The following is a 26978-nucleotide window of genomic DNA, read 5'->3' as shown; positions in this document are numbered from 1 at the left end:
CGCCGAATTAGCGTTATGTGGAGCCAAGATTGACTATTCTACTCATTTCACCTATTACCCGATTTATTCGTGCCTTGAGAAGCTCTTCTGCATTATTTGTCGCTTCAGTAGCACTTTTACTTTCTGCCTGTACCACTCTTCCGGAGGCGCCCAATCAACCTGTTGACTGGGTTTCACACCAAAAACAACTGGAATCACTCCAGGAATACGCCCTGACAGGAAAAATGGCTTACATCAGTGAAAGTAAGCGCCAGAGCCTGAATTTCTACTGGAAAAAAACTCATAACTCAGAGGAACTTCGTCTAACTACCTTGCTTGGTCAGACCGCGTTATTGCTTAACATTGATGAAACGGGTGCAACGGTCGTCACGCATAAAGGGGAGACCTATCGGCACGTCAGTAGCAATATTTTGATTAAGCAACTTACCGGTCTAAGCATCCCGATTGTTCAACTGAGCGAGTGGATAAAAGGTTTGCCGCTCGATGCCGACGCCTACCAACTTAACAATGCCAATACCTTGAGTGACTTAACGAAACAAATCGATGGGCAAACTTGGAATCTCAACTTTAACAAGTATACCGAGCAAGATGGATTCGTATTACCGTCGAGCTTGACGTTAGTACAAGACAAAACAAAATTAAAAATTGCCGTTTCAAAATGGATAATCACCCAATGATTCCAACCCATACCACCTGGCCTTCGCCGGCAAAACTCAACCTGTTTTTATACATAACAGGCCAGCGAGCCAACGGTTACCACGAGCTCCAGACATTATTTCAATTCATCGATTATGGGGACGAACTGAGCATAAAAGCCAATACCACTGGAAAAGTGACGCTGTCGCCAGAGATTGAAGGTGTTGCCCTAGTCGATAATTTAATTTGGAAAGCCGCCCATGCTTTGCAACAGAAAACCGGATGCCAATTAGGCGCCCATATAGAGTTGAAAAAAGTGCTCCCCATGGGCGGGGGAATAGGGGGAGGCTCTTCAAACGCCGCCACAACGTTAGTTGCGTTGAATTATTTGTGGCAAACCAACCTATCCGATGACGAATTAGCAGAAATAGGGTTGGCTTTAGGTGCCGATGTCCCCGTTTTTGTCCGCGGTCACGCCGCGTTTGCGGAAGGTGTCGGTGAAGAGATTTACCCAGCGAAACCGGAAGAAAAAGTCTATCTTGTTCTTCGACCGAATGTCAGTATCGCGACAGCCGACATTTTTTCTCACCCTCAATTGACAAGAAACACACCAAAACGAGATCTGGCAACGCTTCTTGACACTGCGTACGAAAACGATTGCGAAAAAATCGTCCGAATACTCTATCCTGAGGTTGATAAGCAACTTTCATGGCTGCTACAATACGCGCCGTCAAGATTGACGGGTACTGGATCATGCATTTTTGGCGAATTTTCGAGCAAAAGTGAAGCAGAATCAGTACTCTCTCAGCTTTCAGATGATGTACATGCATTTGTTGCTACAGGCGTAAATCTTTCGCCTCTAAAAGAAAGATTGGTCAAGTACCAATCGACCGACTCACAATCTATATAAAAACTGGACGCAACCCCGAGGTTTCTACCGTGCCTGATATGAAGCTATTTACTGGTAACGCTACACCTGAACTAGCCCAACGTATTGCTGATCGTCTATACATCTCCCTAGGTGACGCCACCGTTTCCCGTTTCTCTGACGGCGAAGTCGCTGTTCAAATCAACGAGAACGTACGTGGTAGTGATGTATTCATCATCCAATCTACTTGTGCACCAACCAACGACAACCTAATGGAGTTGGTGGTAATGATTGATGCAATGCGCCGTGCTTCAGCTGGCCGTATTACAGCAGTAATCCCTTACTTCGGATACGCTCGTCAAGATCGTCGTGTACGTTCAGCCCGTGTGCCAATCACTGCTAAAGTGGTTGCCGATTTCCTTTCTAACGTTGGTGTTGACCGCGTTCTTACTATTGACCTTCACGCTGAACAAATTCAGGGCTTTTTCGATGTTCCTGTAGACAACATCTTTGGTACTCCGGTACTGCTTGAAGATATGCGTGCTCGTGGTCTAGAAGATCCGGTTGTTGTCTCTCCTGATCTGGGTGGTGTTGTGCGTGCTCGTGCAACAGCGAAAGCTCTTGATGATACTGACATCGCTATCGTAGACAAGCGTCGCCCGCGAGCTAACGTTTCAGAAGTGATGAACCTGATTGGTGATGTCGAAGGTCGCGACTGTGTGATCGTCGATGACATGATCGATACTGGAGGCACGCTTTGTAAAGCAGCAGAAGCACTAAAACAACGTGGGGCTAAGCGTGTATTCGCTTACGCTACTCACGCCGTATTTTCTGGTAATGCTGCTGAAAACATTGCTAACTCGGTACTCGACCAAGTCATTATTACTGACTCAATAGAGCTACCTAAAGAAATGGCAGCGACAGGTAAAGTAACTCAACTGACCCTGTCTAGCATGCTGGCTGAAGCGATTCGTCGTATCAGCAATGAAGAATCTATCTCTGCAATGTTTAACTAAGCTCTGGTTTATAACTAAGCTCTAGATTCACTAAGAGCTCTTAGTTCAGCTAAGAACTAAGGTTGACTCAGAACAATCCTAGTTTTAAAAATGCCTCGCAATGCGGGGCATTTTTTTATCCGTAGAATGCCCATAGACATCCTGTCGATTATTAAGTTTGAAGTGTGCTATCATATCGCGCTTTTTGATTACGCAGAGAGACCATAACCTTGAGTCAGACCATTAAACTCCTGGTCGGATTAGCCAATCCTGGACCGGAATACGCAAGAACCCGTCACAATGCAGGGGCTTGGGCTGTTGAAGAATTAGCGAGGGTACATAATGTAACCTTAAAAAATGAAGCTAAGTTTTTCGGGTTAACGGGTCGTATCATAGTCAATGGTCAAGATTTGCGCTTACTGATCCCAACCACCTATATGAACCTGTCAGGCAAAGCGGTCGCCGCTCTTGCGAAGTTCTATCAAATACCCCCTGAAGAAATAATGGTGGCTCATGATGAACTCGACATGCCTCCAGGCGTGGCCAAATTTAAAAAAGGCGGCGGGCATGGTGGACATAATGGTCTAAAAGACATCATCAGTAAGCAAGGCAACAACAAAGATTTCTATCGCCTTAGGATTGGCATTGGTCATCCGGGGCATAAAGACAAAGTGGCGGGCTATGTATTGGGCAAAGCACCAGCCAAAGAGCAAGAATGCATTGATGCCGCGGTAGATGAATCTGTCCGCAGCCTCGACATCTTGTTAAAAGACGGACTTACGAAAGCGCAAAACCGCTTACACACGTTCAAAGCTGAATAAGGTTACTATCATGGGTTTTAAATGTGGCATCGTTGGTTTGCCAAATGTTGGTAAATCAACTCTGTTTAACGCACTGACTAAAGCAGGCATCGAAGCAGCAAACTTTCCTTTCTGTACTATCGAGCCAAACACAGGCGTAGTACCTGTTCCAGATTTACGTTTAGACGCATTAGCAAAAATTGTTAATCCGCAAAAAATCTTGCCTACGACAATGGAATTTGTCGACATTGCGGGTTTGGTTGCAGGCGCTTCAAAGGGTGAAGGCTTAGGCAACAAATTCCTAGCGAATATTCGTGAAACTGACGCGATTGGTCATGTTGTCCGCTGTTTCGAGAACGAAAACATTGTCCACGTAGCAGGTAAAGTCTCGCCAATTGAAGATATTGAAGTCATCAATCTGGAACTTGCGTTGGCAGATTTGGACTCTTGTGAGCGTGCGATTCATCGCAACACAAAGAAAGCCAAGGGTGGCGACAAAGACGCGAAGTTTGAGCTAGCCGTTCTGGAAAAACTGCTTCCTGTTCTAACGGAAGGTGGTATGGCTCGTACTGTTGATCTGGCAAAAGAAGAGCTGGCAGCCGTTGGTTACTTGAACTTCCTAACGCTAAAGCCAACCATGTACATTGCCAATGTGAATGAAGATGGTTTTGAAAACAACCCATATCTCGATGCCGTACGTGAGTACGCTGAAAATGAAAACAACGTTGTTGTCGCGGTGTGCGCATCTATCGAATCAGAACTGTCGGAACTCGACGATGAAGATCGTGAAGAATTCCTTGCTGACATGGGAATTGAAGAACCAGGTTTAAACCGTGTTATTCGATCTGGCTACGATTTGTTAACACTGCAAACTTACTTCACCGCAGGTGTAAAAGAAGTGCGCGCATGGACTATTCCAATTGGTGCAACCGCACCTCAAGCGGCGGGTAAAATTCACACCGATTTTGAGAAGGGCTTCATCCGTGCTGAAGTGGTTGGATACAATGATTTCATTCAATTTAACGGTGAAAGTGGCGCAAAAGAAGCAGGGAAATGGCGTCTAGAAGGCAAAGACTACATTGTGAAAGATGGTGACGTCGTTCACTTCCGCTTCAACGTTTAAGCGTTTTTCTTCACGTTTTTACTTAAAAGTGTTCAAAAAGCCAACAAATTTGTTGGCTTTTTTTATTTAATGATACTCATAATACCAATTTGAACGCCTCTTCAAGCTATGCCCATGTTGCAATCACAACACTTTTAGATCAGAAATACGTCTCTTTGCTTAAAAAAAGGGCGAACAATTCTAAAATCGCAATTTATCAAAAAAAACTGTTGACGGTTTTGGGTCATATCCGCATAATGCGCTCCGTTCTCGATAATAAGGCGACTTATAAGAGAGCACAAAAAGTTAAAAAATGGCTACGTAGCTCAGTTGGTTAGAGCACATCACTCATAATGATGGGGTCACAGGTTCGAATCCCGTCGTAGCCACCATTTCCTAAGTGCTTTTTCGAAAGTTTTTAGGAAATAATGCGGAAGTGGCGAAATTGGTAGACGCACCAGATTTAGGTTCTGGCGCCGCAAGGTGTGAGAGTTCAAGTCTCTCCTTCCGCACCATTATTCTGTAAAGCAATGATTATTAAAGTCATGGCTTTAATAATTAAGAGCAGTGTAATAAACACTTGCTGTTGGGCTATCGCCAAGCGGTAAGGCAGCGGCTTTTGATGCCGCCATTCCCTGGTTCGAATCCAGGTAGCCCAGCCATATTATTTTTCACCGAAAACTTTTTGAATTTTCGGTAGAACTGGAGTAGAGATTGTATTATATTGTCTCGCTCGAAAAACATAGCAAAAGATGGCTACGTAGCTCAGTTGGTTAGAGCACATCACTCATAATGATGGGGTCACAGGTTCGAATCCCGTCGTAGCCACCATACAAATACAATTGTTATTGGCTTTTACCAATTAGCGAATAACAAGATAGAAAATTTGAGACGCGGAAGTGGCGAAATTGGTAGACGCACCAGATTTAGGTTCTGGCGCCGCAAGGTGTGAGAGTTCAAGTCTCTCCTTCCGCACCATCTCAAATCCTCTATCACAACAAATTCATGCGGAAGTGGCGAAATTGGTAGACGCACCAGATTTAGGTTCTGGCGCCGCAAGGTGTGAGAGTTCAAGTCTCTCCTTCCGCACCATGATTTGTTTTCTTTAGAAATAAAGAACCGTGAGATTGACACATTAAACAATCAGTTGGGCTATCGCCAAGCGGTAAGGCAGCGGCTTTTGATGCCGCCATTCCCTGGTTCGAATCCAGGTAGCCCAGCCATTACAACGTCTGATTGACTCATCAATTGTCAGTTAAGACCACAAAATTGTTGCGGAAGTGGCGAAATTGGTAGACGCACCAGATTTAGGTTCTGGCGCCGCAAGGTGTGAGAGTTCAAGTCTCTCCTTCCGCACCATATTATTTTAAAGCGATCGCTCTCACAGCATCGTTTTAGAAATCAAGAGTGAAAATCACACTCGCAGTTGGGCTATCGCCAAGCGGTAAGGCAGCGGCTTTTGATGCCGCCATTCCCTGGTTCGAATCCAGGTAGCCCAGCCATTACAACGTCTGATTGACTCACCAATTGTCAGTTAAGACCACAAAATTGTTGCGGAAGTGGCGAAATTGGTAGACGCACCAGATTTAGGTTCTGGCGCCGTAAGGTGTGAGAGTTCAAGTCTCTCCTTCCGCACCATTATTTCTCTAAGACAATGGTTCTAAAACCATGACTTTAGAAATTAAAAGCAGTGTAATAAACACTCGCTGTTGGGCTATCGCCAAGCGGTAAGGCAGCGGCTTTTGATGCCGCCATTCCCTGGTTCGAATCCAGGTAGCCCAGCCACTCATTTCACACTTAAATGCTTAATAAATTGAGTTTTAAGTAGATACAGTATATAAACTACCGCAAAGCGGCGGTGGCGGAATAGACTGAGGTAAGACTTCAGTTATCAATTTCCGAAATGTAGTTGATCTACTGGGCTATCGCCAAGCGGTAAGGCAGCGGCTTTTGATGCCGCCATTCCCTGGTTCGAATCCAGGTAGCCCAGCCATATACAACGTTGTTAAGACTTTACCAATTATCTTAATAACTACAAATTTTGATGCGGAAGTGGCGAAATTGGTAGACGCACCAGATTTAGGTTCTGGCGCCGCAAGGTGTGAGAGTTCAAGTCTCTCCTTCCGCACCATTTTTCATAAAGTGGCTACGTAGCTCAGTTGGTTAGAGCACATCACTCATAATGATGGGGTCACAGGTTCGAATCCCGTCGTAGCCACCATTTACAACGTCTGAATGATTCACCAATCATCGTTCAAGACTACAGATTTGTTGCGGAAGTGGCGAAATTGGTAGACGCACCAGATTTAGGTTCTGGCGCCGCAAGGTGTGAGAGTTCAAGTCTCTCCTTCCGCACCATAATTTAGAAACCCACCTTTTGGTGGGTTTTCTAATTTTTGCACCATCGTTTCTTACCAGCCTCCTCAAATCTTTGTTCTGATTCTCATTCTTTCTTTATTCATTCCACTTTCGGTTGCGTTTTCACCTTAATCGTACTGATCATAGCTGTCATTAATTTTGCAGACTAAGGCAACGCAGAATGGGAAATCATCAAAAAGTTCTGATTGGCAGTTACACACAATCCATTGGTGCCATGACGGGAGAAGGAAAAGGGGTTTCTTGTGTTCATCTCGATTTGGAAACGGGCGCTTTTGACAAGCACACATTGCTGTCTGATATTCAAAACCCCACGTATTTGACTCATCAAAACGGGCAAGTGTTCACCATTCATGAGTTTACTCAAGAGGAAGGTGCCAGCATTTCAGTCCACGATATTACAAACCATCAACTGATCCAACTCGATAGCAATCCAGTCTTCGGCGATTACCCATGCCACATCGCCGTAAATTCCGAGCAAACATTGGCGGTCACGTCTAATTATGGCACGGGCAACTTCAGTGTATTCTCACTCGCCAATGATCACCTCGAACACATACAAACCATTCAGCATACTGGCGTGAGTTCTCGTGCCGATAGACAGGAAGCCCCTCATGCTCACTTTGCCTGCTTTTTAGAGCACACAAGTGAAATAGCCACGGTAGACCTTGGCACTGACCGAGTGAGCTTTTATCCAATATCCCACTCACTCGTCAACGAACCTGGCGTCCAACACGTTCACACACCACCAGGTAGCGGGCCACGCCATCTAGTCTTCTCAAAAGACGAGCTTACGGCTTATGTGCTTTGTGAACTGTCTGAAGAAGTTCTGGTTCTGAAAAAGGATGAAAGGAACGGTTGGGAAATAGCATCATCCGTATCTCCATTTGTAAAACATAATGAGGGTGGCGCGGCGGCGGCGATCCGTTTGTCTCCCGATGAAAAGTTTGTCTATGTTTCAGGTCGACAACAATCTTCCATCGTCTGTTTGCAAGTGGAGCACCCCAATAAGTTAACCGTTGTTCAGACGATTTCGTCCGGCGGGCTAAATCCACGGGATTTCAACCTGACCCCAAATGGAAAATGGCTGATCGCCGCAAATCAAGATACGAATAATTTGGTGTCTTATCGACGAAATGAAGAAAGTGGAACATTACAGGAAACGGGGCACAGCCTCTCTATGGGTAACCCCGTTTGCGTACAGTTTTATTAGCTGAGTTTATAGCATTCGAATGTGACGCTATAAACCGAGCGCATAGCGCAGCACTTGTTGCTTAATAGGACCGGAATGCTCCGCCAGTTTTAAAGCTGCGTTACGTGCAAATGCGACGGGGGGGAACGTGTCTTTAAAGACTTTGTAAAATACGTCCATACCCGTTTGCATTAAAAGGTTATCGCGTTTGCGAATCGCTTGATATCGATCCAACGCTTGCTCCGTTAATCCTAACGAATCGCTTTGTTCTAGCAGCACTTTGACATCTTTGAACCCCAAGTTAACGCCCTGCCCTGCTAAAGGATTTATCGTGTGAGCCGCGTCGCCGACTAACACACAGCCCTTTTGATGATAACGCTGAGCATGGCGTCTTGTGAGCGGAAAAGATCCGGCTTGCTCTACGGTAATCGGACCTAACTCTGCTGGGAATCCATCCATGATGCTCTTTGCCAACTGTGTATGACTCATCGTGAGCAGAGAGCGTATTTTAGCGGGGGAATCGTACCAAACAACTGAACCTTGATGCCCTAGAAGCGGTAAGAATGAACGAGGTCCAGACGGGGTAAACTGCTGCCACGTTATGTCTTGCTGAGGTTTATCCGTTGTCACATTCACCAGCATACAATGCTGTCGGTAATCCCAAGCCGTGACACCTATTTGGGCAATTTGCCTTACCTTAGAATTCGCCCCATCAGCACCAATCACCCAAGTCGCTTGGTATTCTTCCCCACTGGCTAAACGAAGCTGTCTGCCATCCAAGTTATCGTCTATCGCCTCCAAGGTATCGGGGCATTTTAGCGTAATATTGTTTAGCCTAGACATCGCTTCCCACAACCCCAGTTGCACGATTCGATTCTCTACGATAAAACCGAGTTGCTGTAGATTGAGTTCATCTGAATGAAAACGTGTACGGCATTCTGGCATATCCCATGTTTCAAGACGCTTGTATGGACACACGCGACGCTTCTCGATGGACGCCCATGCTCCAAGCTCTTCTAGAAAATTTACCGATGCTTGAGAAATTGCAGATACGCGTAAGTCCATGGGTTGGGCTGAGTCATAAGCTTCAGGTTGATAATGCTCAACCACCAAGACTGCTTTACCCTGTTTGGCGAACCCCACTGCAACGGCAGCTCCTACCATTCCCCCACCAATAACGGCAATATCAAACTTTGTCATACACTTCCCAATGAGCAACTTCTGCCAGAAGCGCTTAGTTTAATGCTCTACTGGACAGGTCGTCCACGATCAGAACCAGTATCAGGTCACTCTTTACGATCAATAAAGAGCATAAATAATCATTTGTGATAATTTTGTAATTTATAGGTAAATAATTTGATCATTTGGATTGATTTATACAGATAATGGTGAACATTGTTTATCCAGTGAACCGCTCATTATGAATCAAAGGATCCGAGAACAAGCGATATTAAATGTGCTAGAGAACCGTCAAAACGTCTCTATTGCGCAGCTTGCTCAGGAGTTTCCTCAGGTAGCCAATGTCACAATTCGAAGAGACGTGGCAAGGCTGGCAAAAAATGGAAAACTGGAACGCTCACATGGCGCGGTTCATGCTGTTAAACACAGTTCTGTCCCTGCATTTCCCCAAGAAAATATAGGTCTTGATGAGGTCGATGCACTGATCCTCCCTCCCATTCATGAGCCTTGGGGTGAACTTATCAAGCAACGCGCATTGGCAAATGGCCTGCCTGTATTGTCTGAATCTGCCCCCGACGCTCAATGCACTTATATTGGTCCCGATAATTTAGAGGCGGGTTTTCAACTTGGAAAATTTGCGGCCACTCAGCTTAATCGAGATGAAGTGAAATGCGCTAACGTCTTACTCATTAACCATGCACAGCTGTCCAACACACAACAAAGAACGAAAGGGTTCTTGCGAGGCTTTAACCAATGTTACTTAGGTGAATTGCACACGCTGTCGATTGATGGCTTTGGTCATTACAGAACCGCATTACGTCAAATACAAGATGCACTGACCACTCACCCAGACATCAACGTTCTGTTTGGTGTGAATGATCACTCGATTCTTGCAGGGTTAGAAGCAACGAAAGGTCGGCATGACATCTACGCCTATTCGGTTGGATTGGAGGGCGATGATTTACTCGATGAACTCACTTACGGTAATCGACTTCACGCATGTGCGGCTTTATATCCAGAATTGGTTGGCTACATGGCGGCTCACACGGTTGCCAAGTTGGTTAGTGGCATGGTTCCTCAGCCAGTACTGACCCCCTTTGATATTCTGACAGGACAAGATGTGCATACTCGGTTTACCAGACAAAATGATCACTGGGTGCTAAAACAGAACCTCTCTGAACTGGTGAGTAGTGACTTTTCCGTCGACAAAAGCAGCCTTAACTCTGCAAAAATCATGTTTGTACCTCACTTTATTGATCATAACTGGTATCGGAAATTGGCGAAAAGCTTGGAATCTGAATGCCAGCATTTAGGGCTTCAATGTGAAATCCAACCACCTGAAATTCAATTTCATAAAGAAGTGAATCATGCTCGAGAACGCATTGCCCAAATGGCGGTGAAGGTACTCAAGCGAGAAAGCAAGATATTCATCAATCACGGTGCCTTTGCCATGCCCTTGGCTTCCGCCTTAGTCGATACCGCGGGCAAGCACACAATTGTGACCAACTCTCTCGATGCCTTTGAGTTTTTCCAACAGCACAAACACGATTTTCGGATCATCCTAACCGGTGGGGAAGTGTTGTCGGGTCAGCGTGCACTGACTGGCTCCGCTTGCTTTTCTACCTTAGAACAAATTCGTGTCGATAAAACCTTTCTTTCGGTGGATGGCATTTCATCCAAATTTGGCATCAGCATGAACGATGAAGCTTGCTCACTCGTTGCCAAAACCGCCATTGCCCGCTCTCATCAAACACTGGTTTTAGGTGAAGCCAGTCAAATGGGGGCGGAGGAAAATTACCTGATAGCGCCATTGCATGACATTAGTGATGTCATAACAGATTTAGGCACCATTCCGGCACAGCGGCTTGAGCTGTCGGCAAATGGTATACGCGTTCACCTTGCCGAAGACTATTTGAAGTCTGAAGACAAGACACAACCAGTGATGCACCAAAGTAAACAAGGAGATAGTTTATGAAGCGTCTCAGTACACGTTTGCGCCGTTTATGCGCCTCTATCAGCTTAGGGCTGATGGTGTCTGCCCCCACGGTTCAGGCAGAAGACATTACCCTCCGCTTTTGGGATAACCAACAAACTGAATCGGGGTTGAGTGACTACCAAAAAGCGTCTGTTGCTCTTTTTGAAAAAGAAAACCCTGGGATCAAAGTGGAGATCACAACCGTGCCCTACCCTGAATACCAGCAAAGGCTGCTTACAGCGGTAAGAAGTGGCAATGCACCCGATATTTCGACGGTCGACCAAATTTGGCTGTCGGCATTTGCGGAAGCAGGAGCGATCATCTCACTCGACGATAAAATGGATGCAGCGTCAATGAAAGCTGGGCAATTCTTTCCCGGTGCGTGGTCGTCTGTTCAATACAAAGGCAAAACTTGGGGTGTGCCGTTCAACGTAGACGTATGGCAATTCAGTTACGTCAACAATGCTTTATTCAAGAAAGCCGGGATCGCCCCCGACTCCATCGTCACTTGGAATGGGCTAAAAACCGCCGCAAAAGCATTAACGGACAAGTCCAAAGGGCAATATGGCGTTGGTTTGTTTGGTCATAAAGGTGAAGACACTGTCGTGGTGGTCAACTCCTTTATCTTCTCTAACGGCGGTCAAGTATTGGATAACAGTGGACAATGTAAGTTAAATGAGAAGCCAGCAGTCGAAGCATTAGCGTATCTTCAAGATCTCGCACAATACGCACCTAAAGGCATTTTGAATGCGTCCAGTGGCGATATGCGAGAGCTGTTCCTCAATGGGTCATTAGCCATAGAATTCTGGCCGGCTTTGGAACAACCTACATTGAAAAAATCCAATATTGATTGGGATTTCGTCAACGGTCATGCCCCTGAGGGTAAAACACCCGTTGGTACTTACGGTGGCTGGAATTTAGTGGTGTACAAAGGATCCAAACACCAAGAAGCGGCCTGGAAATTCGCCCAATTTCTCACAAGGCAAGACATTAACGGAAAAGTGGTCGACCTTCTTCCAGCCAACGTTAACGCGGCACAAGCATTTGTTGATGCAAATCGCCGCAAACCAGATGCCATTATTGAACACCTGAATAATGCATCCCCCAGACCGCTCTCCTCGCGGTATTTGGAAATTGCCGATATTCAAATGGCAATGATTCAAGATCTCTTCGATGGCACTGATGCACAAAAAGCCGCGGACGCAGCCTGCATCAAGATCAATCAGCTGTAACTGAATCGCTGGTAGCTGTTACAAGCTATCAGCGCTGCTAAGCATGGATGTGGCAATGAAGTACCAACAACGATTTGGCTTTCCTTTGATAATGATTGCGCCTGCCGTCGCGCTGATCGGAATACTGATGTATTACCCAATGTTCGGCACATTCATAGAAAGTTTGTACACCACATCCTTCATCAATCCTGAACCAGAGTTTGTGGGATTTCAGCTATACAGCAAACTCCTATCTCAGGATCAGTTCTGGCAAATCATCCAAAACTCCGTTGCGTGGACATTGGGTGTGATTGTGTTGCAAAACTTGTTTGGTTTTTTAACAGCACTTTTGCTGAATGAGAAAATACCTGGGCAAGGGCTAATGCGCTCTTTGGTGTTACTCCCTTGGGTTTTGCCGGGCATCGTGGCTGCCATAGTATGGCGTTTCATGTATGACCCACAATTAGGGCTCATCAATTCAATGCTCCTGTCTGGTTCTTTGATCGACGAAGCCATTGCATGGTTAGCCACCCCTAGTACCGCCATGTTTGCGGTGGTAATAGCGGCGGTTTGGAAAGGCTTCCCATTTTCAACCGTTGTGTATCTCGCAGCATTACAAAGTGTTGATAAAGAGCAAATTGAGGCGGCCATTGTCGATGGCGCGGGACCATTTCGTCGCCTAATAGAAATCATCATTCCCGCCGTTCGGCATGTTATGGCGATCAACTTGCTGCTTACTGCCATTTTAACATTCAACTACTTCGACATGGTTTGGGTACTCACTCGCGGGGGGCCCAAAGACAGCACTCATATTTTTCCCACTAAGATCTTTGAACTGGGCTTCGGGCAATTTCGTTTCGGAGAAGCGGCTACGTATGGCGTAATGTCGATACTCATCTTGGTGGTTCTGCTCTCGGTTTACTTCTGGCTGCAAAAAAGGGAGAGTCGATGAATATCAACATGAAACAGATTGGGCTACTGGCTGCTCAATTTCTATTGACATTGATCATATTACTGCCGATTTTTTGGATGGTGTCGATTTCTTTAAAACCGTCCACTGAAGCCTTCGCCATACCAGCAAAGCTCTGGCCAGATACCCCTACTTTTGAAAACTACCGTAACGCCTTTCGCCCAGAATTTAGGCAGTACTTCTTCAACAGTGTGGTCATCTCTTTCAGCACATTGGTCATTTCCACCAGCCTAGCTTTGATGGCAGCTTACGCCTTCACGCGCTTTCAACTGCGTGTTATGGCGATTTTCCTCGGCTTGATTCTTATCTCCCAGATGTTCCCTTCCAGCGCCATCATCATTCCAATTTACAAAATGATGGACAACGCTGGCTTACTCAATACAAAGCTTTCTCTCATTATTGCCTACATCACCATAACACTGCCTGTAGCAACGTGGATGCTGAAAGGGTTCATGGACAATATCCCTTCTGTGCTCGACGAAGCCGCCGCAATGGATGGCGCCAAGCCAATGCGTGTTTTTTTCGAAATCGTGCTTCCACTGTGTCGACCCGGAGTCATCGCCACCAGCGTGTACATTTTAATTGTCACATGGCAAGAATTCCTATTCGCCCTGTCGTTTACCACCACTCAGGAAATGCGAACTTTGCCTGTCGGGATGAATGATTTCATCGGTCAATATGGCATTCGCTATGGTGAGCTCATGGCAAGCTCCGTCATGATTTCTTTGCCCATCGTGGTGGTGTTTTTCTTCCTACAAAAACACTTTGTTGCAGGACTCACTGCTGGCTCTGTAAAAGGATGATTCCATGAAAGATGATCACTTTACCTTTATCCAATTAACCTACCCAGCCCACCACGTTGCGCTGATCACGTTTAACCGACCAGAAAAGCTGAATGCGCTCTCTGAAGACATGCAAAATGAGCTGCTTTTGGCGCTGGAGAATGTCGATCACGACGACAACATTCGAGTCGTGATGTTTACCGGCAGTGGTAACAAAGCCTTTGTCGCGGGGGCAGACATTAATGAATACCGTGGTTTGCAAATCAAAAAGTTTAACGACTACCAACTCCAAGGAAGAAAAGCATTCGAAAGGATAGAGCAGCTGCCCAAACCGACCATTGCACTGGTTAACGGCTACGCGATGGGCGGCGGATTCGAGATAGCGCTAGCCTGCGACTTGATGATCGTAGCGAACAACGCTCAGATGGGGTTACCCGAAGGTTTACTAGGATTGTGCCCCGGAGGAGGAGGCACACAACGATTACTGAGAGCCGTAGGTAAAGCCGTCACTCTCGATGTACTGCTATCGGCCAAACGAATTAAAGCCGATGAAGCCTTACGCCTTGGTCTCGCCTCTCAGGTTTGTTCTCAAGAAAACCTCATTTCTGAAGGGTTGAAAAAAGCAGGGTACTTACTAAAAGTCAGCCCTACCGCCCAAGCCGCAATGAAAAAGCTGGTCAGGAATGGATTCGATACGCCGCTTGAATCGGGGCTCAGTTGGGAACAAGCCGAACTTTTACAGCTTTATTGCTCCACCGACGGACAAGAAGGTGTCGCTGCTTTTTTGGATAAACGAACCGCCTCTTTTGATGCAAGCTCTGAAATAAATGCCCCTCAAGGAGCTCACCATGAATAAACACGAACATACCGCGGGAGACAAATTGACGGGACACGTTGCCGTGGTGACAGGTGGCGCCGAAGGCATTGGGTTAGCGTGTGTTGAAATTCTAGCGACACGTGGCGCAACGGTGATCATTGCAGATATCAATCAAGACAACGGGGAAGCGATAGCCAATCAACTTAAGTTGGATGGGTTGGATGTGCACTTTTATCTAACCGATGTTTCCGTTCCTGAATCCGTAAGCCAATTATTTGAGTGGCTGCACACACACAATTGGCTGGTCAGCATCATGATCAACAACGCCGCCGTCGCCCTTCCTGGTGACGCTGTCGAGATATCAGAAGAAAGGTGGCAACACGTCATTAACACCAATTTGTCTGGCGTATGGCGAGGCATAAAACACGCGGTTCCCGACATGAAAAAACTGGGGAAAGGGACCATTGTGAATATCAGTTCTGCGCAAGCATTTGCTGGGTTTCATGGCTGGAGTGCTTATGCTGCCGCGAAAGGGGGCATTAACGCGCTGACTCGGCAAAGCGCCATTGAATTTGCGCCCGATGGCATCCGAGTTAACGCCGTCGCGCCAGGCACCATCATGACCCCAATGAACGAAAAGATTTTTGATGAAGTCGATAACCCTGAGGAACTTCGCCAACGCTGGAATGACAACCACCCGATAGGTCGATTTGGTCAACCGCACGAAGTAGCTCAAGCGGTGCTCTTTCTCGCCACAGAACAATCGAGTTTCATCACGGGGCAAATACTCATCACCGATGGCGGTATGCTGGTGAAGGGGGACTGAAATGCCAGTATCACTTCACAACGATCATGTGGCATTGGAATTTAAAACCAAAGGTGGGCATCTGGATCACATTCGATTTTCCGATGGCAAACACCGTTTTTCTCCAATGCACCGGGCTCCTTGGATTGATGAATACCACCCAGATTACCCCGTTATTTTGCAGCAACTGTCGGGAGACTTCTTCTGCGCACCATTCGGTGAAAGCGACATAGAGCCCGCTCCCCCACACGGTTGGAGCAGCAACGGAAACTGGCTGATATTAGACCATGAAGAAAACCAACTGGTTGCTGAGCTGGACCGCCGTATTTACGGTGCAAAACTCACCAAGAGAGTCACATTACAAAGTGGCTCACCATTCATTTATCATTTACATGAATTTTCGGGCGGTAATGGGGCGATCCCTATCAGTTACCATGCGATGCTCAGGTGCCAATCCCAAGTTCAGTTGTCCTTTTCGCGTAAAGCATTGGGGTACACGGTTAATGAAGCATTGGAACCCGATCCAACACTCGGGCGCTCACTTCTTGCTTACCCTCAGCAATTTACCGATATCCAATCGGTCCGGTTGGCGAATGGACACCTCGCGGATCTTTCTGTTTATCCATGGAACGAGCGCCATGAAGACATACTCCATCTTGTATCACCAAACGAACAAGTATGGGGATGGACTGCCGCATTGTGCAAAGAAGAAGGCTGGGTCTACCTCGCGATCAAGCCAGAAACGTTATTGCCACTCACCACGCTTTGGCAAAGCCATGGAGGAAGAAATTATCCCCCCTTCAATGGTTCACACACGCACGTGCTTGGGTTAGAAGAAGGCTGCGCGTATTCCCACTTAGGGCATAAAGCATCAACTTCCTGCAACCCAATCAATCAGCAAGGGTACCCCACCGCCATAGCACTGCATCCCAAAGGGAAAACGCAAGTGGGGTATGCCTTTGCTGTTTTTAATGCGCTCCCTAATTGGCAAAGCATTCACAGCGTGGAAGTTCGACAGCGCAACATTCGTGTAACGGGAAATGATGGTACACACCGAGATATTTCCTTTGCCCCCTCTCTTCTTCATTTCTCAGTGTCGAACACTGAATAAGGATAATTCATGGCCTCTGTTGAGCTCAAACAACTCTCAAAATCTTGGTCGACAGTGACCAGCGTTGATAACTTAAATCTGAGTATTCGAGACCGAGAATTTCTGGTGTTGCTCGGACCATCGGGCTGCGGAAAAAGCACCACAATGAGAATGATTGCCGGATTAGAAACGCCCTCGCAAGGCGATATCTTGATCGACGGAAAACGCGTGAATGAATTGCCTCCAAACGAACGAGATTTGGCAATGGTGTTTCAAAGCTACGCACTATATCCGCATAAGACCGTACGCAATAACATCGACTTCCCACTGAAAGTACAAGGATTAAGCAAAAGTCAGCGCAATGAAATGATCAACGAAGTCGCCAAACGTGTTGAGCTCGATAGCTTACTTGATCGCAAACCCGCACAGCTCTCTGGGGGGCAAAAGCAGCGTGTCGCCCTCGCCCGAGCCATTGTTAGACAACCCAAGTTATTTCTTCTCGACGAACCGCTATCAAACTTAGACGCCAAACTGCGCTCAAGCATGCGCGCTGAGTTAAAGAAGCTGCAACATGAGTTGGCAGTCACCACCATATACGTCACACACGATCAGGTCGAAGCGATGACGCTTGCCGATCGTATTGTGGTGATCAATCAAGGGAAAATACAGCAAGTCGGCACACCTGAAGAGATCTACGACAAACCTCAGAATACCTTCGTGGCCACGTTTTTAGGCAATCCCCCCATGAATCTCATCCCTTGCGACCACGTCAACCTTTCTCGCCCACTTCCCATTCCAGAAGGGGCGGTCACACTTGGAGTACGACCGGAAAACATCCGCCCCGTAAACGATCCCAATGCCCTCATCCAAGCCACCGTCACACTAACGGAGTTATTGGGTGACAGCTACCTGTATACCTTATCGTTAAAAAGCAAAGTCCTAATGGTCAAAACATCGCGGCAAATGCAAGTGAATACTGGTGAGACCATCGGATTGGAGTTCTCTTCCGATCACGTTCACTGGTTTGATAGCGTAGGAGAGCGCATAGAACCGATTGCTATGCAATTACAATGAGCAGAGGCTGTCATGAGCATAAAAGGACTCACCTGGGATCACCCTAGAGGCTACCAAGCCTTACAATCCAGCTTAAAGTGGGCGCATTGCCCCCTAGAACAATGGGACGTTCAGCCTTTATCCGGTTTTGAAGAAACACCACTGCATAAACTCGCCGATCTTTACGATTTACTCGTTATTGATCACCCGCATTTAGGGCAAGCCATAGAGTCTGATTGTTTACAACCCCTTGATGCCCATCTTTCTCCCCTGTGGCTGGAAGGGTTGAAAGACCGCTGCATCGGGAAAACCGCTCACAGCTATTGGCTCGACAATCACTGCTGGGCACTGCCTTTGGATGCGTCTTCCCAAATCATGGCTTATCGCTCCGAATCAAGAGACACCACATTAGCCATTAATGGTTGGCTCGATTTATTGCGAACTCAATCTCGCTTTCAGCTGTGTTTAGCCGGACCTCACGCCACATTGCAGCTTTTGGCTCTTTCTCTTGCAGTAGGCTCAAGCGGTCCTAATAACCATCAATTTATGAGCACTCATGATGGCGTTGAAGCCGTCGATTTAATGAAATCTTTATTCTTAGCGAGTGTTGCACCGTCCACCTTTCTTAACCCTATTGAGATTTTGGATGCGCTTTCCAACACCAGTAAATTTGACCTATGTCCGTTTGTCTATGGGTACGTTAACTACAGCCAAACCCCGGCAACTGTCGAAGTGTGTGCACCACCAAATAACGTATCGATATTAGGCGGAACCGGTATAGCCATTACGAAAAAATGCCACATCAGCAATGAGTTACTGCTGTATCTTAAAAAACTGCTCAGTTCCGATATTCAAAATACCTTTATTCCCAAACACGCTGGTCAGCCTAGTTTCAAATCTGCATGGCGCAACACCGAGGTGAATCAGCAAGTGAATCATTTTTATCGTCATGCGTATGCAACCGTAGATAACGCTTACTTACGACCAAGGCACACAGGCTATATAGAGTTTCAAGATAGAGCGGCACAGCTTATTCGCGAAGGGCTCACCAATCGAACTTCATCAAAACAACTGGTGAAAGAAATGAATCTTTTGTATTCAAAAACAAGGAGAAATGGGCATGGAACACGCTCTGAGTGATGTCACAATATTGGATTTTTCGCAGCTTCTACAAGGGCCTTTTGCCACCCAGTTGCTAGGCGACATGGGCGCAAATGTCATCAAAGTGGAAAGACCAGGTGCAGGGGATTTATTCCGCTCTCTCACGTTTAAAAACCAGTGGGTAGGAGGGAAAGAAAGCCCTAATTTCCTTGCGTGGAACCGCAACAAACGCTCCATTGCGGCCAACTTAAAATCAGAAGAAGCCAAAGCGATCCTCTACCGTTTAGTCGAAAGCGCCGATATCGTTATCGAAAATTTCAGACCAGGCGTCATGGATAGGCTTGGTTATGGTTACGACGACCTAAAAGCTATTAACCCCAGAATCATTTACTGCTCTGGTACTGGCTATGGTGAATCGGGCCCCTACGTTTCTCGCCCCGGTCAAGATATGTTGGTTCAAGGGCTGACAGGGTTAATGGCCGCGACAGGGCAAGCTGACCACCCTCCAACACCTGCGGGTTCTGGCTTTTCAGATCAAGTGGGTGCGATGAATATTGTCTACTCTGTCCTTTCCGCACTGTACTGGCGAGAGCGTTCAGGCAAAGGACAGAAAATTGTCGTGAACTTATTGGCCGGCATGCTCGCCCATCAAGGTCAAGAAATGCTGATGGCGATGAACTTCAATCAGGACTTCCAACGCCCCAACTCTGGTATTGGGCACCCAGGAATGGATGCACCTTTTGGTACTTATCCAACATCAGATGGCTGGGTCACCATTGCCATGAGCCCGTTTAAGACTCTAGTCAAAGTACTCGGAGACGATACCTTACTGAAATACGATGACCCGACCGTTCTGTTCGATCAGCGCGATACCATTTGGCAAGAGATCGCCAAGCGAACTCAGGCGTTTGATACTCAAACCTTAATGACGATGATGTTAGCGGAAGATATCTGGTGCGGCGAAGTGAAATCCCATCTTGAAGCGGCAGACGATCCTCAAGTAAAACATTTGGGGCTGATTCAGGCATACCAGCACCCCGTTGCTGGTGTAGTAAAGTGTGTGGGACCTGCCGTATCGATGTCTGAGACCCCCCCCAATATTCATCGACCAGCCCCGATGGTGGGTCAGCACACTCGTGAAGTGTTACTGGAATTTGGCTTTACTGATGAAGAAATATCCATCGCGATAGATTCTGGAGCTCTGGGTTAGTAAGTTGGAGTCGGCAATCCTAAATGGTTGAGGATCAATAACGCCAGTTAGCATTTTGTAGAAGCATTGCAATACCTTTTGATAAAAACTGAGAGTTCATGGCATAACACATTGACTCTAAGTATCTGTTTTGCTTTTAAAACATCCAAGGTTAGTGCCAATATGCATCAAATATCATTTCACTCCAAAAGGAATTGTCGTGACGCAAGCCATTCAGCTATGTTTTTCAAATACCTCTCAAAACTACCCTGTGGATATATCGGATAAAGACGCTGTAGCTCACTTTAGAAAAAACAACCCTCATATCATCGGAAACACTATCCCCAAAGGCACCCCTTATGTCGTTTCTCACGGCAATGAAGCCACTGCCTTAGAGTGGCGAGGCAAACGTCCCGATTTAGTCTGTGCCTTTAACCAAGCGCAGGCACTCTCTCCCCAAGCGCAGCGTAACTTAGCTGATCTGTCTGATTTGTACGGTGGAGACACACTTCTCGCTATCGCAAATTTCTACCAAGATGAAATCATTCCGATAGTCCAAAATGAATCTGTCGGAGCAATAGGCGCAGCAACTACTGCAGCTGAGACTCGCCTCTCTGAGTTTGGTAAAGCGGCAAATAAGCTGCAGACAGCTTATGAAAAAGTCAGAAGTGCATATAAAGGAAAAGTGCCTGCAAAACAACTAAAAATGTTGGAACAAATCGCGAGAAATTGCCAAACCGATTTCCAGCTCAAGTTTCAGGCTGAAATACAAAAATACATTGTAAGAGTCAAAGCAGGACGCCGAGGCACGATATATACAAATGGTCAGCTCGGTATAAATCGAGCCAAAAGTGGAAAAACAAGTCGCCCGATCCAAATATCAACAACACGTGAATTTAATAACCTTCGTGCGCTTGAAAGAGGCTCAAACTTGTTAGGAAAAGGGTTATGCTGGAATGAGAACCAGAAACGTTCACAAGGACTATCAAGCTGGTCGAGATTGGCAGCGTAGAGCCGTAATGGAAACCACGGGGTTTGGTATGGGATCTGCGGCTGGTATGGTCGCTGGTGCAGGTGTAATAAAAGGTGCTAGTGCCCTTGGCATCGCTTTATTAGCAACTCCTGTTGGATGGTGCTTCGTAATTGGTTCTGCAATAACCATAGGTTATTTGGCATCTAAGGGTGGCGACAAGGTCGGACAAGGGCTTGCAGCCCAGACTTATGATTTTTCGAAACAAATACATTGGTAAAATATGGTGGAAAATTTTTTTTCTGAAGACAAACTAATACTCCTTGCAGGGACTATATTTTTCATAATGGGTATAGCTTGTATTTTATTTTGCCGGATTAGCGTTAAATATATTGATAACAAGATGGACGAAAACGGAATCTCCCCCCCTGCATGGGACAGAGGAATCGGTGCCAGAAGTATAATGTACGCGATGGTGTTGAGTTCTAATAAAATAGCTAAGGTTTCTCCGGTTGATGACGAGGCAATCCTAAAGCACTCTAGGAAGAAAGATGCTGTCTTAGCGAAGGTTTATCTCTATTCGTTTTCTCTTTTTATTAGCATTACCATGCTTGTCTATTTCATGTACGGAGATGGTAATAGTTACTAGATTAGTTTATCAAAATAGATTTTTCATGAAAAGCTTTATAAAATAACGACCCATATTTTTGTTATGGAAACATATTTATCAAAAGAATTCTTAGTATTCATATCCATGTTCCTATTTCTAGTTTCTGGGATAGCGACTATCTTGTTTAGTCGCATCAGTGTGAACTATATCAAAAGAAAGATAAGAGAAGAGGAAACTAGTCTACCAGAATGGGACAAAGGAGTAGGAGTAAGATTAATGATATATTCATCGGTTATTTTATTTCCCAATAGAAAAAGATACCGCTCTCTCATAGACATAGAAAAAACAAAAAGATATGCGAGAAAAAAAGACTACTATCTAGCTCTTTTTTTTGAACTTTCAATGGTAATTTTCATAGGTATCTCAACTATCACATATATATTATATGGTAATGAGTTTGGATAAATCCTCATATTTGGCTTATGACCTTTATTTTAACTTCTATCTTCTATTTGGTTTTTTATTTTTTTGTATGAGCATATTTAGCTTTATCTTTAGTCGAATTTCAATTAACTATATCGAAGAAAGATTGAACAGCATAGGTCTTCAATCACCTAAATGGGATAAAACCATAGGTACACTTGTGATGAGTTACTCACTAGTACTTGTATTTAAAAAGCTAAAACCGACTTTTTTAAATTATGATGAAGTGAGAACATATGCAAGAACGCTAGATTACCTATTGGCACTGGGGATTGTCATTTCATTTTTTTCTTTATTTATCATGATGATATTGTGGCACATCATCTTATATTAAAGGAAAAGCATGACAGAGAGCCTTTTTTATGAAAGTAGATTACTACTTGCGGGTACTCTATTTATTATATAGGGTACCGCTTGCATTTTGTTTGCCAGATTAGCGTTAAATATATTGATAACAAGCTGGATGAAAACGGAATCTCCTCCCCTGAATGGGACAGAGGAATCGGTGCCAGAAGTATAATGCACGCAATGGTTTGAGTTCTAATAAAATAGCTAAAGTTTCTCCGATTGATGACGAGGCAATCCTAAAGCACTCTAGGAAGAAAGATGCTGTCTTAGCGAAGGTTTATCTCTATTCGTTTTCTCTTATTATTATTATTACCATGCTTGTCTATTTCATGTACGGAGATGGTAATAGTTACTAGATTAGTTTATCAAAATAGATTTTTCATGAAAAGCTTTATAAAATAACGACCCATACTTTTGTTATGGAAACATATTTATCAAAAGAATTCTTAGTATTCATATCCATGTTCCTATTTCTAGTTTCTGGGATAGCGACTATCTTGTTTAGTCGCATCAGTGTGAACTATATCGAAAGAAAGATAAGAGAAGAGGAAACTAGTCTACCAGAATGGGACAAAGGAGTAGGAGTAGGAGTAGGAGTAGGAGTAGGAGTAGGAGTAGGAGTAGGAGTAAGATTAATGATATATTCATCGGTTATTTTATTTCCCAATTGAAAAAGATACCGCTCTCTCATAAACATAGAAAAAACAAAAAAATACGCGAGAAAAAAAGACTACTATCTAGCTCTTTTTTTTGAATTTTCAATGGTAGCTTTCATTACTATTTCAACTTTAACGTATATATTTTACGGAAGTGAGTTCTGACAAACATTAAAGATCTAACCTTTCATTATTCGGTCACGCTGTTGGTGAACACACCAAAGAGGTATTAGCTGAATTTGGGTTTACAGATCAGGAAATTACAGATGCGTTGGCTTCTGGGTCTATTGCTTAACCAAGTTAAAATAAAACAAACAGGCGCGCTCAACCTGTAGCACGCCACTTCATCCACCTCTAAACAACTCAGTTGCTCTCAGCATTAATATAGCAAACGGTAAAATCGCAACCTTTAGATCCTGTTCCAATCTTCAACAATTTCCGTATTTTTTCTATGGTGAAACCTCGATATTTAGAGCAAATTACCTTAAAACGATCTCTGGTCAGTTGGTTTTTAAAGCAGTACAATACGCCGCTCACTACAACAGTAGTGGTTATAATTTGAACAAATACGAACAAAATGACGAGCGTGAGTGCGATGAGTAAGAAACTGCTAATTAAAACTTGGGGCTGCCAGATGAACGAATACGATTCGTCAAAAATGGCCGACCTGCTTAATGCCGCCAACGGATACGAGCTAACAGAGGAACCTGAAGAAGCAGACGTTCTATTACTTAACACCTGCTCCATCCGAGAAAAAGCGCAAGAGAAAGTCTTCCACCAGCTTGGTCGCTGGAAAACGCTGAAAGACAAAAAGCCGGGCGTCGTTATTGGTGTTGGCGGCTGTGTCGCGACACAAGAAGGCGACCATATTCGACAACGCGCCCCGTTTGTTGACGTTATTTTTGGTCCACAAACCCTTCATCGCCTGCCCGAGATGATCAAATCGTCTCGTGACAATTCAGGTCCCGTTATGGACATTTCTTTCCCTGAAATAGAAAAGTTCGATAACCTACCTGAACCTCGCGCTGAAGGAGCGACCGCCTTTGTTTCCATTATGGAAGGCTGCTCTAAATATTGTACTTTCTGCGTAGTACCGTATACCCGTGGTGAAGAAGTCAGCCGCCCAATGGACGATGTGCTCTATGAAATTGCCCAATTGGCCGATCAAGGAGTCCGCGAGGTCAATTTATTAGGGCAAAACGTAAACGCCTACCGTGGTGCGACTTTTGACGATGACATCTGCACCTTTGCTGAGCTACTTCGCCTTGTTGCCTCGATTGATGGTATTGATCGTATTCGATTCACGACCAGCCACCCACTCGAATTCACTGACGACATCATTGAGGTATATGAAGACACGCCTGAGCTAGTCAGCTTCCTTCACCTGCCCGTGCAAAGTGGTTCCGATCGCATATTAACGATGATGAAGCGTCCTCATACCGCCATCGAGTACAAATCCATTATCCGTAAGCTACGAAAAGCACGCCCAAACATCCAAATCAGCTCTGACTTTATTGTCGCGTTCCCCGGTGAATCCGACAAAGACTTCCAAGACACGATGAAGCTAATCAAACAGGTCGACTTCGACATGAGCTTTAGCTTCATCTACTCCGCCCGACCAGGCACACCTGCCGCAGATTACCCGTGTGATGTCAGCGAGCAAACCAAAAAAGAACGCCTTTACGAATTGCAGCAACAAATCAATACTCAAGCAATGCGGTACTCCCGTTTGATGATGGGCACTGAACAGCGTATTCTTGTTGAAGGTCCATCTAAGAAAAATTTGATGGAGCTTCGTGGTCGTACGGAGAACAACCGAGTCGTTAACTTCGAAGGCCCGGCAGAACTCATCGGTCAGTTTGTCGACGTTAAAATCGTTGACGTCTTTGCGAACTCGCTTCGTGGTGAACTGATACGAACCGAAAAAGAAATGAACCTTCGTGTGGTGATCTCTCCATCGGAAATGATGGAAAAAACCCGTAAGGAAGATGAGCTAGGTGTCGCAACCTTCACACCATAAGCTTACAGATTAAATAACCGTGTAGAGCCCGGTCGAAGTCGGGCTTTATTGTCATGGTTTAATGTGAGGCAGCATTGAGTAATAAAATCGTCACTCTAGAAATCGATCTAGAACCTTCAGACAACCGTCGCTTGTCCAGCCTTTGTGGTCCTTTCGACGACAATATCAAACACTTAGAACGCCGACTTGGCATAGAAATCAATCATCGCGGTCATTTCTTTTCCGTTGTGGGTAAGCCCCATACCGCTTCTGCTGCGCTGGATATCATCAAATCTTTATATGTCGAAACCGCGCCAGTGAAAGGTCAAATTACCGACATTGAACCAGAATTGATTCATCTAGCGATCAAAGAATCAGGCGTATTAGAGCAATCCACCGAATCCGCGATTGAGCATGGCAAAGAAGTCTTCATCAAAACCAAAAAAGGTGTGATCAAGCCACGCACCCCCAACCAAGGACAGTACTTGGTGAATATGGTCACTCACGATATCAGCTTCGGTATTGGTCCTGCGGGTACAGGTAAAACCTACCTCGCCGTTGCCGCCGCCGTTGATGCTTTGGAGCGCCAAGAGATTCGCCGGATCCTTCTCACTCGCCCTGCGGTCGAAGCGGGTGAAAAACTGGGCTTTTTGCCTGGGGATTTAAGCCAAAAAGTCGATCCTTACTTGCGCCCACTCTACGATGCCCTATTCGAGATGCTTGGTTTTGAACGCGTTGAAAAGCTCATAGAACGTAACGTTATCGAAGTCGCTCCCCTCGCCTACATGCGTGGTCGTACACTCAACGATGCCTTTATTATTCTCGATGAAAGCCAAAATACCACGGTTGAACAAATGAAAATGTTCCTGACGCGTATCGGCTTTAACTCACGAGCGGTGATTACGGGCGACGTCACACAAATCGATTTGCCTCGTGGCGCAAAGTCTGGTCTTCGTCATGCTATCGAAGTCTTGAGTGAAGTTGATGAAATCAGTTTCAACTTCTTCCTATCTGATGATGTAGTACGCCACCCTGTTGTTGCTCGTATCGTTAACGCGTATGAAAAGTGGGAAGCCAAAGATCAAAAAGAGCGAAAGGAATACGAAAAGCGTAAACGGGAAGAGCGAGAAGCAAAATTGCTTGAAACCCAAAGAGCTGAGCTTTTGCCACAATCGGTTAGTACAGCACAATCGGTTAGCACAGCACAATCGGTTAGCACAGCACAGTCGGTAAGCAAATAATGACCATCGAACTTGATCTTCAACTTGCGGTCGAAAATGAAAGCGGACTGCCTTCTCAACAAGACTTTCAAACATGGCTAGATAAGACCATTCCGCTTTTCCAGCCTCAAGCCGAAGTCACCATTCGTATTGTTGACGTAGAAGAAAGTCAGCAACTGAATCACGAATACCGAGGCAAGGATAAACCAACCAATGTGCTTTCATTCCCATTTGAAGTCCCTCCCGGTATGGAAATGGACTTGCTCGGTGACTTAGTCATTTGTAGACAAGTGGTTGAACTGGAAGCAAAAGAACAAGATAAGAGCGTTACCGCGCACTGGGCGCATATGGTTGTACATGGTAGCCTGCATCTGTTAGGTTATGATCATATTGAAGACGAGGAAGCCGACGAAATGGAAGCCCTCGAAACGGAAATTATGCAATCTATGGGGTTCAAAGACCCATATTTAGCAGAAAAGCAGTAGCCTAAAACGGAACGACAGATAGGCTACTTTACGTGTGCTATCACACATCTGATAGCGTTAACGATT

General features: G+C 45.5%; 22 protein-coding genes and 15 tRNA genes. 36 read left to right on the top strand and 1 reads right to left on the bottom strand.

Features of this window, described 5'->3' with window-relative positions:
• Positions 1 to 29 precede the first annotated feature (29 nt).
• From lolB to HC752_RS02760, 21 genes are all read left to right on the top strand, one after another.
• Complete coding sequence (gene lolB, locus HC752_RS02860) at positions 30 to 677, top strand: lipoprotein insertase outer membrane protein LolB (protein WP_190333568.1); 648 nt, start codon at positions 30 to 32, stop codon at positions 675 to 677.
• Entirely contained in the window at positions 674 to 1546 is an 873-nt protein-coding gene (gene ispE, locus HC752_RS02855) for a 4-(cytidine 5'-diphospho)-2-C-methyl-D-erythritol kinase (RefSeq protein WP_446751417.1), read from the top strand. The genes lolB and ispE overlap by 4 nt, the downstream gene beginning before the upstream one ends.
• A 29-nt stretch (positions 1547 to 1575) precedes the next feature.
• Complete coding sequence (locus HC752_RS02850; protein ID WP_190333566.1) at positions 1576 to 2520, top strand: ribose-phosphate diphosphokinase; 945 nt, start codon at positions 1576 to 1578, stop codon at positions 2518 to 2520.
• A 209-nt stretch (positions 2521 to 2729) separates the two neighbouring features.
• Positions 2730 to 3320: an aminoacyl-tRNA hydrolase gene (gene pth / locus HC752_RS02845; RefSeq protein ID WP_190333565.1), complete on the top strand. Its 591-nt coding sequence runs from the start codon at positions 2730 to 2732 to the stop codon at positions 3318 to 3320.
• Between the two features lie 10 nt (positions 3321 to 3330).
• Positions 3331 to 4422 carry a redox-regulated ATPase YchF gene (gene ychF / locus HC752_RS02840; protein ID WP_190333564.1) on the top strand — a complete coding sequence of 364 codons (1092 nt, stop codon included), beginning with the start codon at positions 3331 to 3333 and terminating at the stop codon, positions 4420 to 4422.
• A gap of 294 nt (positions 4423 to 4716) precedes the next feature.
• Positions 4717 to 4793, top strand: a tRNA-Met gene (locus HC752_RS02835).
• Positions 4794 to 4831: 38 nt separating this feature from the next.
• Positions 4832 to 4916 (top strand) — tRNA-Leu (locus tag HC752_RS02830).
• 72 nt (positions 4917 to 4988) lie between these two features.
• Positions 4989 to 5063: transfer RNA gene (locus tag HC752_RS02825), tRNA-Gln, on the top strand.
• 92 nt (positions 5064 to 5155) lie between these two features.
• Positions 5156 to 5232: transfer RNA gene (locus HC752_RS02820), tRNA-Met, on the top strand.
• 62 nt (positions 5233 to 5294) lie between these two features.
• A tRNA-Leu gene (locus HC752_RS02815) sits at positions 5295 to 5379 on the top strand.
• 29 nt (positions 5380 to 5408) lie between these two features.
• Positions 5409 to 5493 (top strand) — tRNA-Leu (locus tag HC752_RS02810).
• Between the two features lie 56 nt (positions 5494 to 5549).
• Positions 5550 to 5624, top strand: a tRNA-Gln gene (locus HC752_RS02805).
• A gap of 51 nt (positions 5625 to 5675) precedes the next feature.
• Positions 5676 to 5760 (top strand) — tRNA-Leu (locus HC752_RS02800).
• A 68-nt stretch (positions 5761 to 5828) separates the two neighbouring features.
• Positions 5829 to 5903 (top strand) — tRNA-Gln (locus HC752_RS02795).
• Between the two features lie 51 nt (positions 5904 to 5954).
• Positions 5955 to 6039: transfer RNA gene (locus HC752_RS02790), tRNA-Leu, on the top strand.
• Positions 6040 to 6111: 72 nt separating this feature from the next.
• A tRNA-Gln gene (locus HC752_RS02785) sits at positions 6112 to 6186 on the top strand.
• A 133-nt stretch (positions 6187 to 6319) separates the two neighbouring features.
• A tRNA-Gln gene (locus HC752_RS02780) sits at positions 6320 to 6394 on the top strand.
• A gap of 53 nt (positions 6395 to 6447) precedes the next feature.
• A tRNA-Leu gene (locus tag HC752_RS02775) sits at positions 6448 to 6532 on the top strand.
• 13 nt (positions 6533 to 6545) lie between these two features.
• Positions 6546 to 6622, top strand: a tRNA-Met gene (locus tag HC752_RS02770).
• Positions 6623 to 6674: 52 nt separating this feature from the next.
• Positions 6675 to 6759, top strand: a tRNA-Leu gene (locus HC752_RS02765).
• Positions 6760 to 6940: 181 nt separating this feature from the next.
• Positions 6941 to 7990 carry a lactonase family protein gene (locus HC752_RS02760; protein ID WP_190333563.1) on the top strand — a complete coding sequence of 350 codons (1050 nt, stop codon included), beginning with the start codon at positions 6941 to 6943 and terminating at the stop codon, positions 7988 to 7990.
• A 27-nt stretch (positions 7991 to 8017) separates the two neighbouring features.
• Here the strand turns inward: HC752_RS02760 and HC752_RS02755 are convergent, their stop codons facing one another.
• Positions 8018 to 9169: a 2-octaprenyl-3-methyl-6-methoxy-1,4-benzoquinol hydroxylase gene (locus tag HC752_RS02755; protein ID WP_190333562.1), complete on the bottom strand. Its 1152-nt coding sequence runs from the start codon at positions 9167 to 9169 to the stop codon at positions 8018 to 8020.
• A gap of 220 nt (positions 9170 to 9389) precedes the next feature.
• Between HC752_RS02755 and HC752_RS02750 the strand changes: the two genes are divergently transcribed.
• The 15 genes from HC752_RS02750 to ybeY all read left to right on the top strand — a co-directional run bounded on the left by HC752_RS02750 (position 9390) and on the right by ybeY (position 26912).
• Positions 9390 to 11123, top strand: coding sequence for a substrate-binding domain-containing protein (locus HC752_RS02750; RefSeq protein WP_190333561.1), 1734 nt, complete (start codon positions 9390 to 9392; stop codon positions 11121 to 11123).
• Positions 11120 to 12355: an ABC transporter substrate-binding protein gene (locus HC752_RS02745; RefSeq protein WP_190333560.1), complete on the top strand. Its 1236-nt coding sequence runs from the start codon at positions 11120 to 11122 to the stop codon at positions 12353 to 12355. Before HC752_RS02750 ends, HC752_RS02745 begins: the two co-directional genes overlap by 4 nt.
• Before the next feature lie 55 nt (positions 12356 to 12410).
• Positions 12411 to 13286, top strand: coding sequence for a carbohydrate ABC transporter permease (locus tag HC752_RS02740; RefSeq protein ID WP_190333559.1), 876 nt, complete (start codon positions 12411 to 12413; stop codon positions 13284 to 13286).
• Positions 13283 to 14107, top strand: coding sequence for a carbohydrate ABC transporter permease (locus HC752_RS02735; protein WP_194717268.1), 825 nt, complete (start codon positions 13283 to 13285; stop codon positions 14105 to 14107). Before HC752_RS02740 ends, HC752_RS02735 begins: the two co-directional genes overlap by 4 nt.
• Before the next feature lie 4 nt (positions 14108 to 14111).
• Entirely contained in the window at positions 14112 to 14942 is an 831-nt protein-coding gene (locus HC752_RS02730; RefSeq protein WP_190333558.1) for an enoyl-CoA hydratase/isomerase family protein, read from the top strand.
• Positions 14935 to 15729 carry an SDR family NAD(P)-dependent oxidoreductase gene (locus HC752_RS02725; RefSeq protein WP_190333557.1) on the top strand — a complete coding sequence of 265 codons (795 nt, stop codon included), beginning with the start codon at positions 14935 to 14937 and terminating at the stop codon, positions 15727 to 15729. The genes HC752_RS02730 and HC752_RS02725 overlap by 8 nt, the downstream gene beginning before the upstream one ends.
• Before the next feature lies 1 nt (position 15730).
• Positions 15731 to 16819, top strand: coding sequence for a hypothetical protein (locus HC752_RS02720; protein ID WP_190333556.1), 1089 nt, complete (start codon positions 15731 to 15733; stop codon positions 16817 to 16819).
• 9 nt (positions 16820 to 16828) lie between these two features.
• Entirely contained in the window at positions 16829 to 17872 is a 1044-nt protein-coding gene (locus tag HC752_RS02715; protein ID WP_190333555.1) for an ABC transporter ATP-binding protein, read from the top strand.
• Between the two features lie 12 nt (positions 17873 to 17884).
• Positions 17885 to 18991, top strand: coding sequence for a hypothetical protein (locus tag HC752_RS02710; protein ID WP_190333554.1), 1107 nt, complete (start codon positions 17885 to 17887; stop codon positions 18989 to 18991).
• On the top strand, positions 18972 to 20162 hold the full coding sequence (locus HC752_RS02705; protein ID WP_190333553.1) for a CaiB/BaiF CoA transferase family protein: 1191 nt from the start codon (positions 18972 to 18974) through the stop codon (positions 20160 to 20162). The genes HC752_RS02710 and HC752_RS02705 overlap by 20 nt, the downstream gene beginning before the upstream one ends.
• Before the next feature lie 199 nt (positions 20163 to 20361).
• Positions 20362 to 21153, top strand: coding sequence for a hypothetical protein (locus tag HC752_RS02700; protein WP_190333552.1), 792 nt, complete (start codon positions 20362 to 20364; stop codon positions 21151 to 21153).
• A gap of 7 nt (positions 21154 to 21160) precedes the next feature.
• A complete protein-coding gene (locus HC752_RS02695) occupies positions 21161 to 21391 on the top strand; it encodes a hypothetical protein (RefSeq protein ID WP_190333551.1) in 231 nt (76 codons plus the stop codon).
• A gap of 2412 nt (positions 21392 to 23803) precedes the next feature.
• Complete coding sequence (miaB, locus tag HC752_RS02690) at positions 23804 to 25228, top strand: tRNA (N6-isopentenyl adenosine(37)-C2)-methylthiotransferase MiaB (RefSeq protein WP_190333550.1); 1425 nt, start codon at positions 23804 to 23806, stop codon at positions 25226 to 25228.
• Positions 25229 to 25302: 74 nt separating this feature from the next.
• The gene (locus HC752_RS02685; RefSeq protein ID WP_190333549.1) at positions 25303 to 26448 is read left to right on the top strand and encodes a PhoH family protein; all 1146 of its coding nucleotides are present in this window, start codon (positions 25303 to 25305) and stop codon (positions 26446 to 26448) included.
• A complete protein-coding gene (gene ybeY / locus HC752_RS02680) occupies positions 26448 to 26912 on the top strand; it encodes an rRNA maturation RNase YbeY (protein ID WP_190333548.1) in 465 nt (154 codons plus the stop codon). Before HC752_RS02685 ends, ybeY begins: the two co-directional genes overlap by 1 nt.
• Positions 26913 to 26978: the final 66 nt, after the last annotated feature.

This window comes from Vibrio sp. S9_S30 (genome assembly GCF_014694455.1).
In the GTDB taxonomy this organism is placed as follows: domain Bacteria; phylum Pseudomonadota; class Gammaproteobacteria; order Enterobacterales; family Vibrionaceae; genus Vibrio.
The sequence above is the reverse complement of the archived record's forward strand: the minus strand, read 5'-3'. Positions and strand labels throughout refer to the sequence as shown.

What these genes read in the sequence shown, in the direction of transcription:
- HC752_RS02745 (WP_190333560.1), top strand. Translation starts at nt 11,120, where the DNA reads ATGAAGCGTCTCAGTACACGTTTGCGCCGTTTATGCGCCTCTATCAGC.
- ybeY (WP_190333548.1), top strand. Translation starts at nt 26,448, where the DNA reads ATGACCATCGAACTTGATCTTCAACTTGCGGTCGAAAATGAAAGCGGA.
- HC752_RS02695 (WP_190333551.1), top strand. Translation starts at nt 21,161, where the DNA reads ATGGAAACCACGGGGTTTGGTATGGGATCTGCGGCTGGTATGGTCGCT.
- ychF (WP_190333564.1), top strand. Translation starts at nt 3,331, where the DNA reads ATGGGTTTTAAATGTGGCATCGTTGGTTTGCCAAATGTTGGTAAATCA.
- HC752_RS02760 (WP_190333563.1), top strand. Translation starts at nt 6,941, where the DNA reads ATGGGAAATCATCAAAAAGTTCTGATTGGCAGTTACACACAATCCATT.
- miaB (WP_190333550.1), top strand. Translation starts at nt 23,804, where the DNA reads ATGAGTAAGAAACTGCTAATTAAAACTTGGGGCTGCCAGATGAACGAA.
- HC752_RS02750 (WP_190333561.1), top strand. Translation starts at nt 9,390, where the DNA reads ATGAATCAAAGGATCCGAGAACAAGCGATATTAAATGTGCTAGAGAAC.
- HC752_RS02735 (WP_194717268.1), top strand. Translation starts at nt 13,283, where the DNA reads ATGAATATCAACATGAAACAGATTGGGCTACTGGCTGCTCAATTTCTA.
- HC752_RS02740 (WP_190333559.1), top strand. Translation starts at nt 12,411, where the DNA reads ATGAAGTACCAACAACGATTTGGCTTTCCTTTGATAATGATTGCGCCT.
- HC752_RS02720 (WP_190333556.1), top strand. Translation starts at nt 15,731, where the DNA reads ATGCCAGTATCACTTCACAACGATCATGTGGCATTGGAATTTAAAACC.
- HC752_RS02725 (WP_190333557.1), top strand. Translation starts at nt 14,935, where the DNA reads ATGAATAAACACGAACATACCGCGGGAGACAAATTGACGGGACACGTT.
- HC752_RS02710 (WP_190333554.1), top strand. Translation starts at nt 17,885, where the DNA reads ATGAGCATAAAAGGACTCACCTGGGATCACCCTAGAGGCTACCAAGCC.
- HC752_RS02755 (WP_190333562.1), bottom strand. Translation starts at nt 9,169, where the DNA reads ATGACAAAGTTTGATATTGCCGTTATTGGTGGGGGAATGGTAGGAGCT.
- ispE (WP_446751417.1), top strand. Translation starts at nt 674, where the DNA reads ATGATTCCAACCCATACCACCTGGCCTTCGCCGGCAAAACTCAACCTG.
- HC752_RS02705 (WP_190333553.1), top strand. Translation starts at nt 18,972, where the DNA reads ATGGAACACGCTCTGAGTGATGTCACAATATTGGATTTTTCGCAGCTT.
- HC752_RS02730 (WP_190333558.1), top strand. Translation starts at nt 14,112, where the DNA reads ATGAAAGATGATCACTTTACCTTTATCCAATTAACCTACCCAGCCCAC.
- HC752_RS02715 (WP_190333555.1), top strand. Translation starts at nt 16,829, where the DNA reads ATGGCCTCTGTTGAGCTCAAACAACTCTCAAAATCTTGGTCGACAGTG.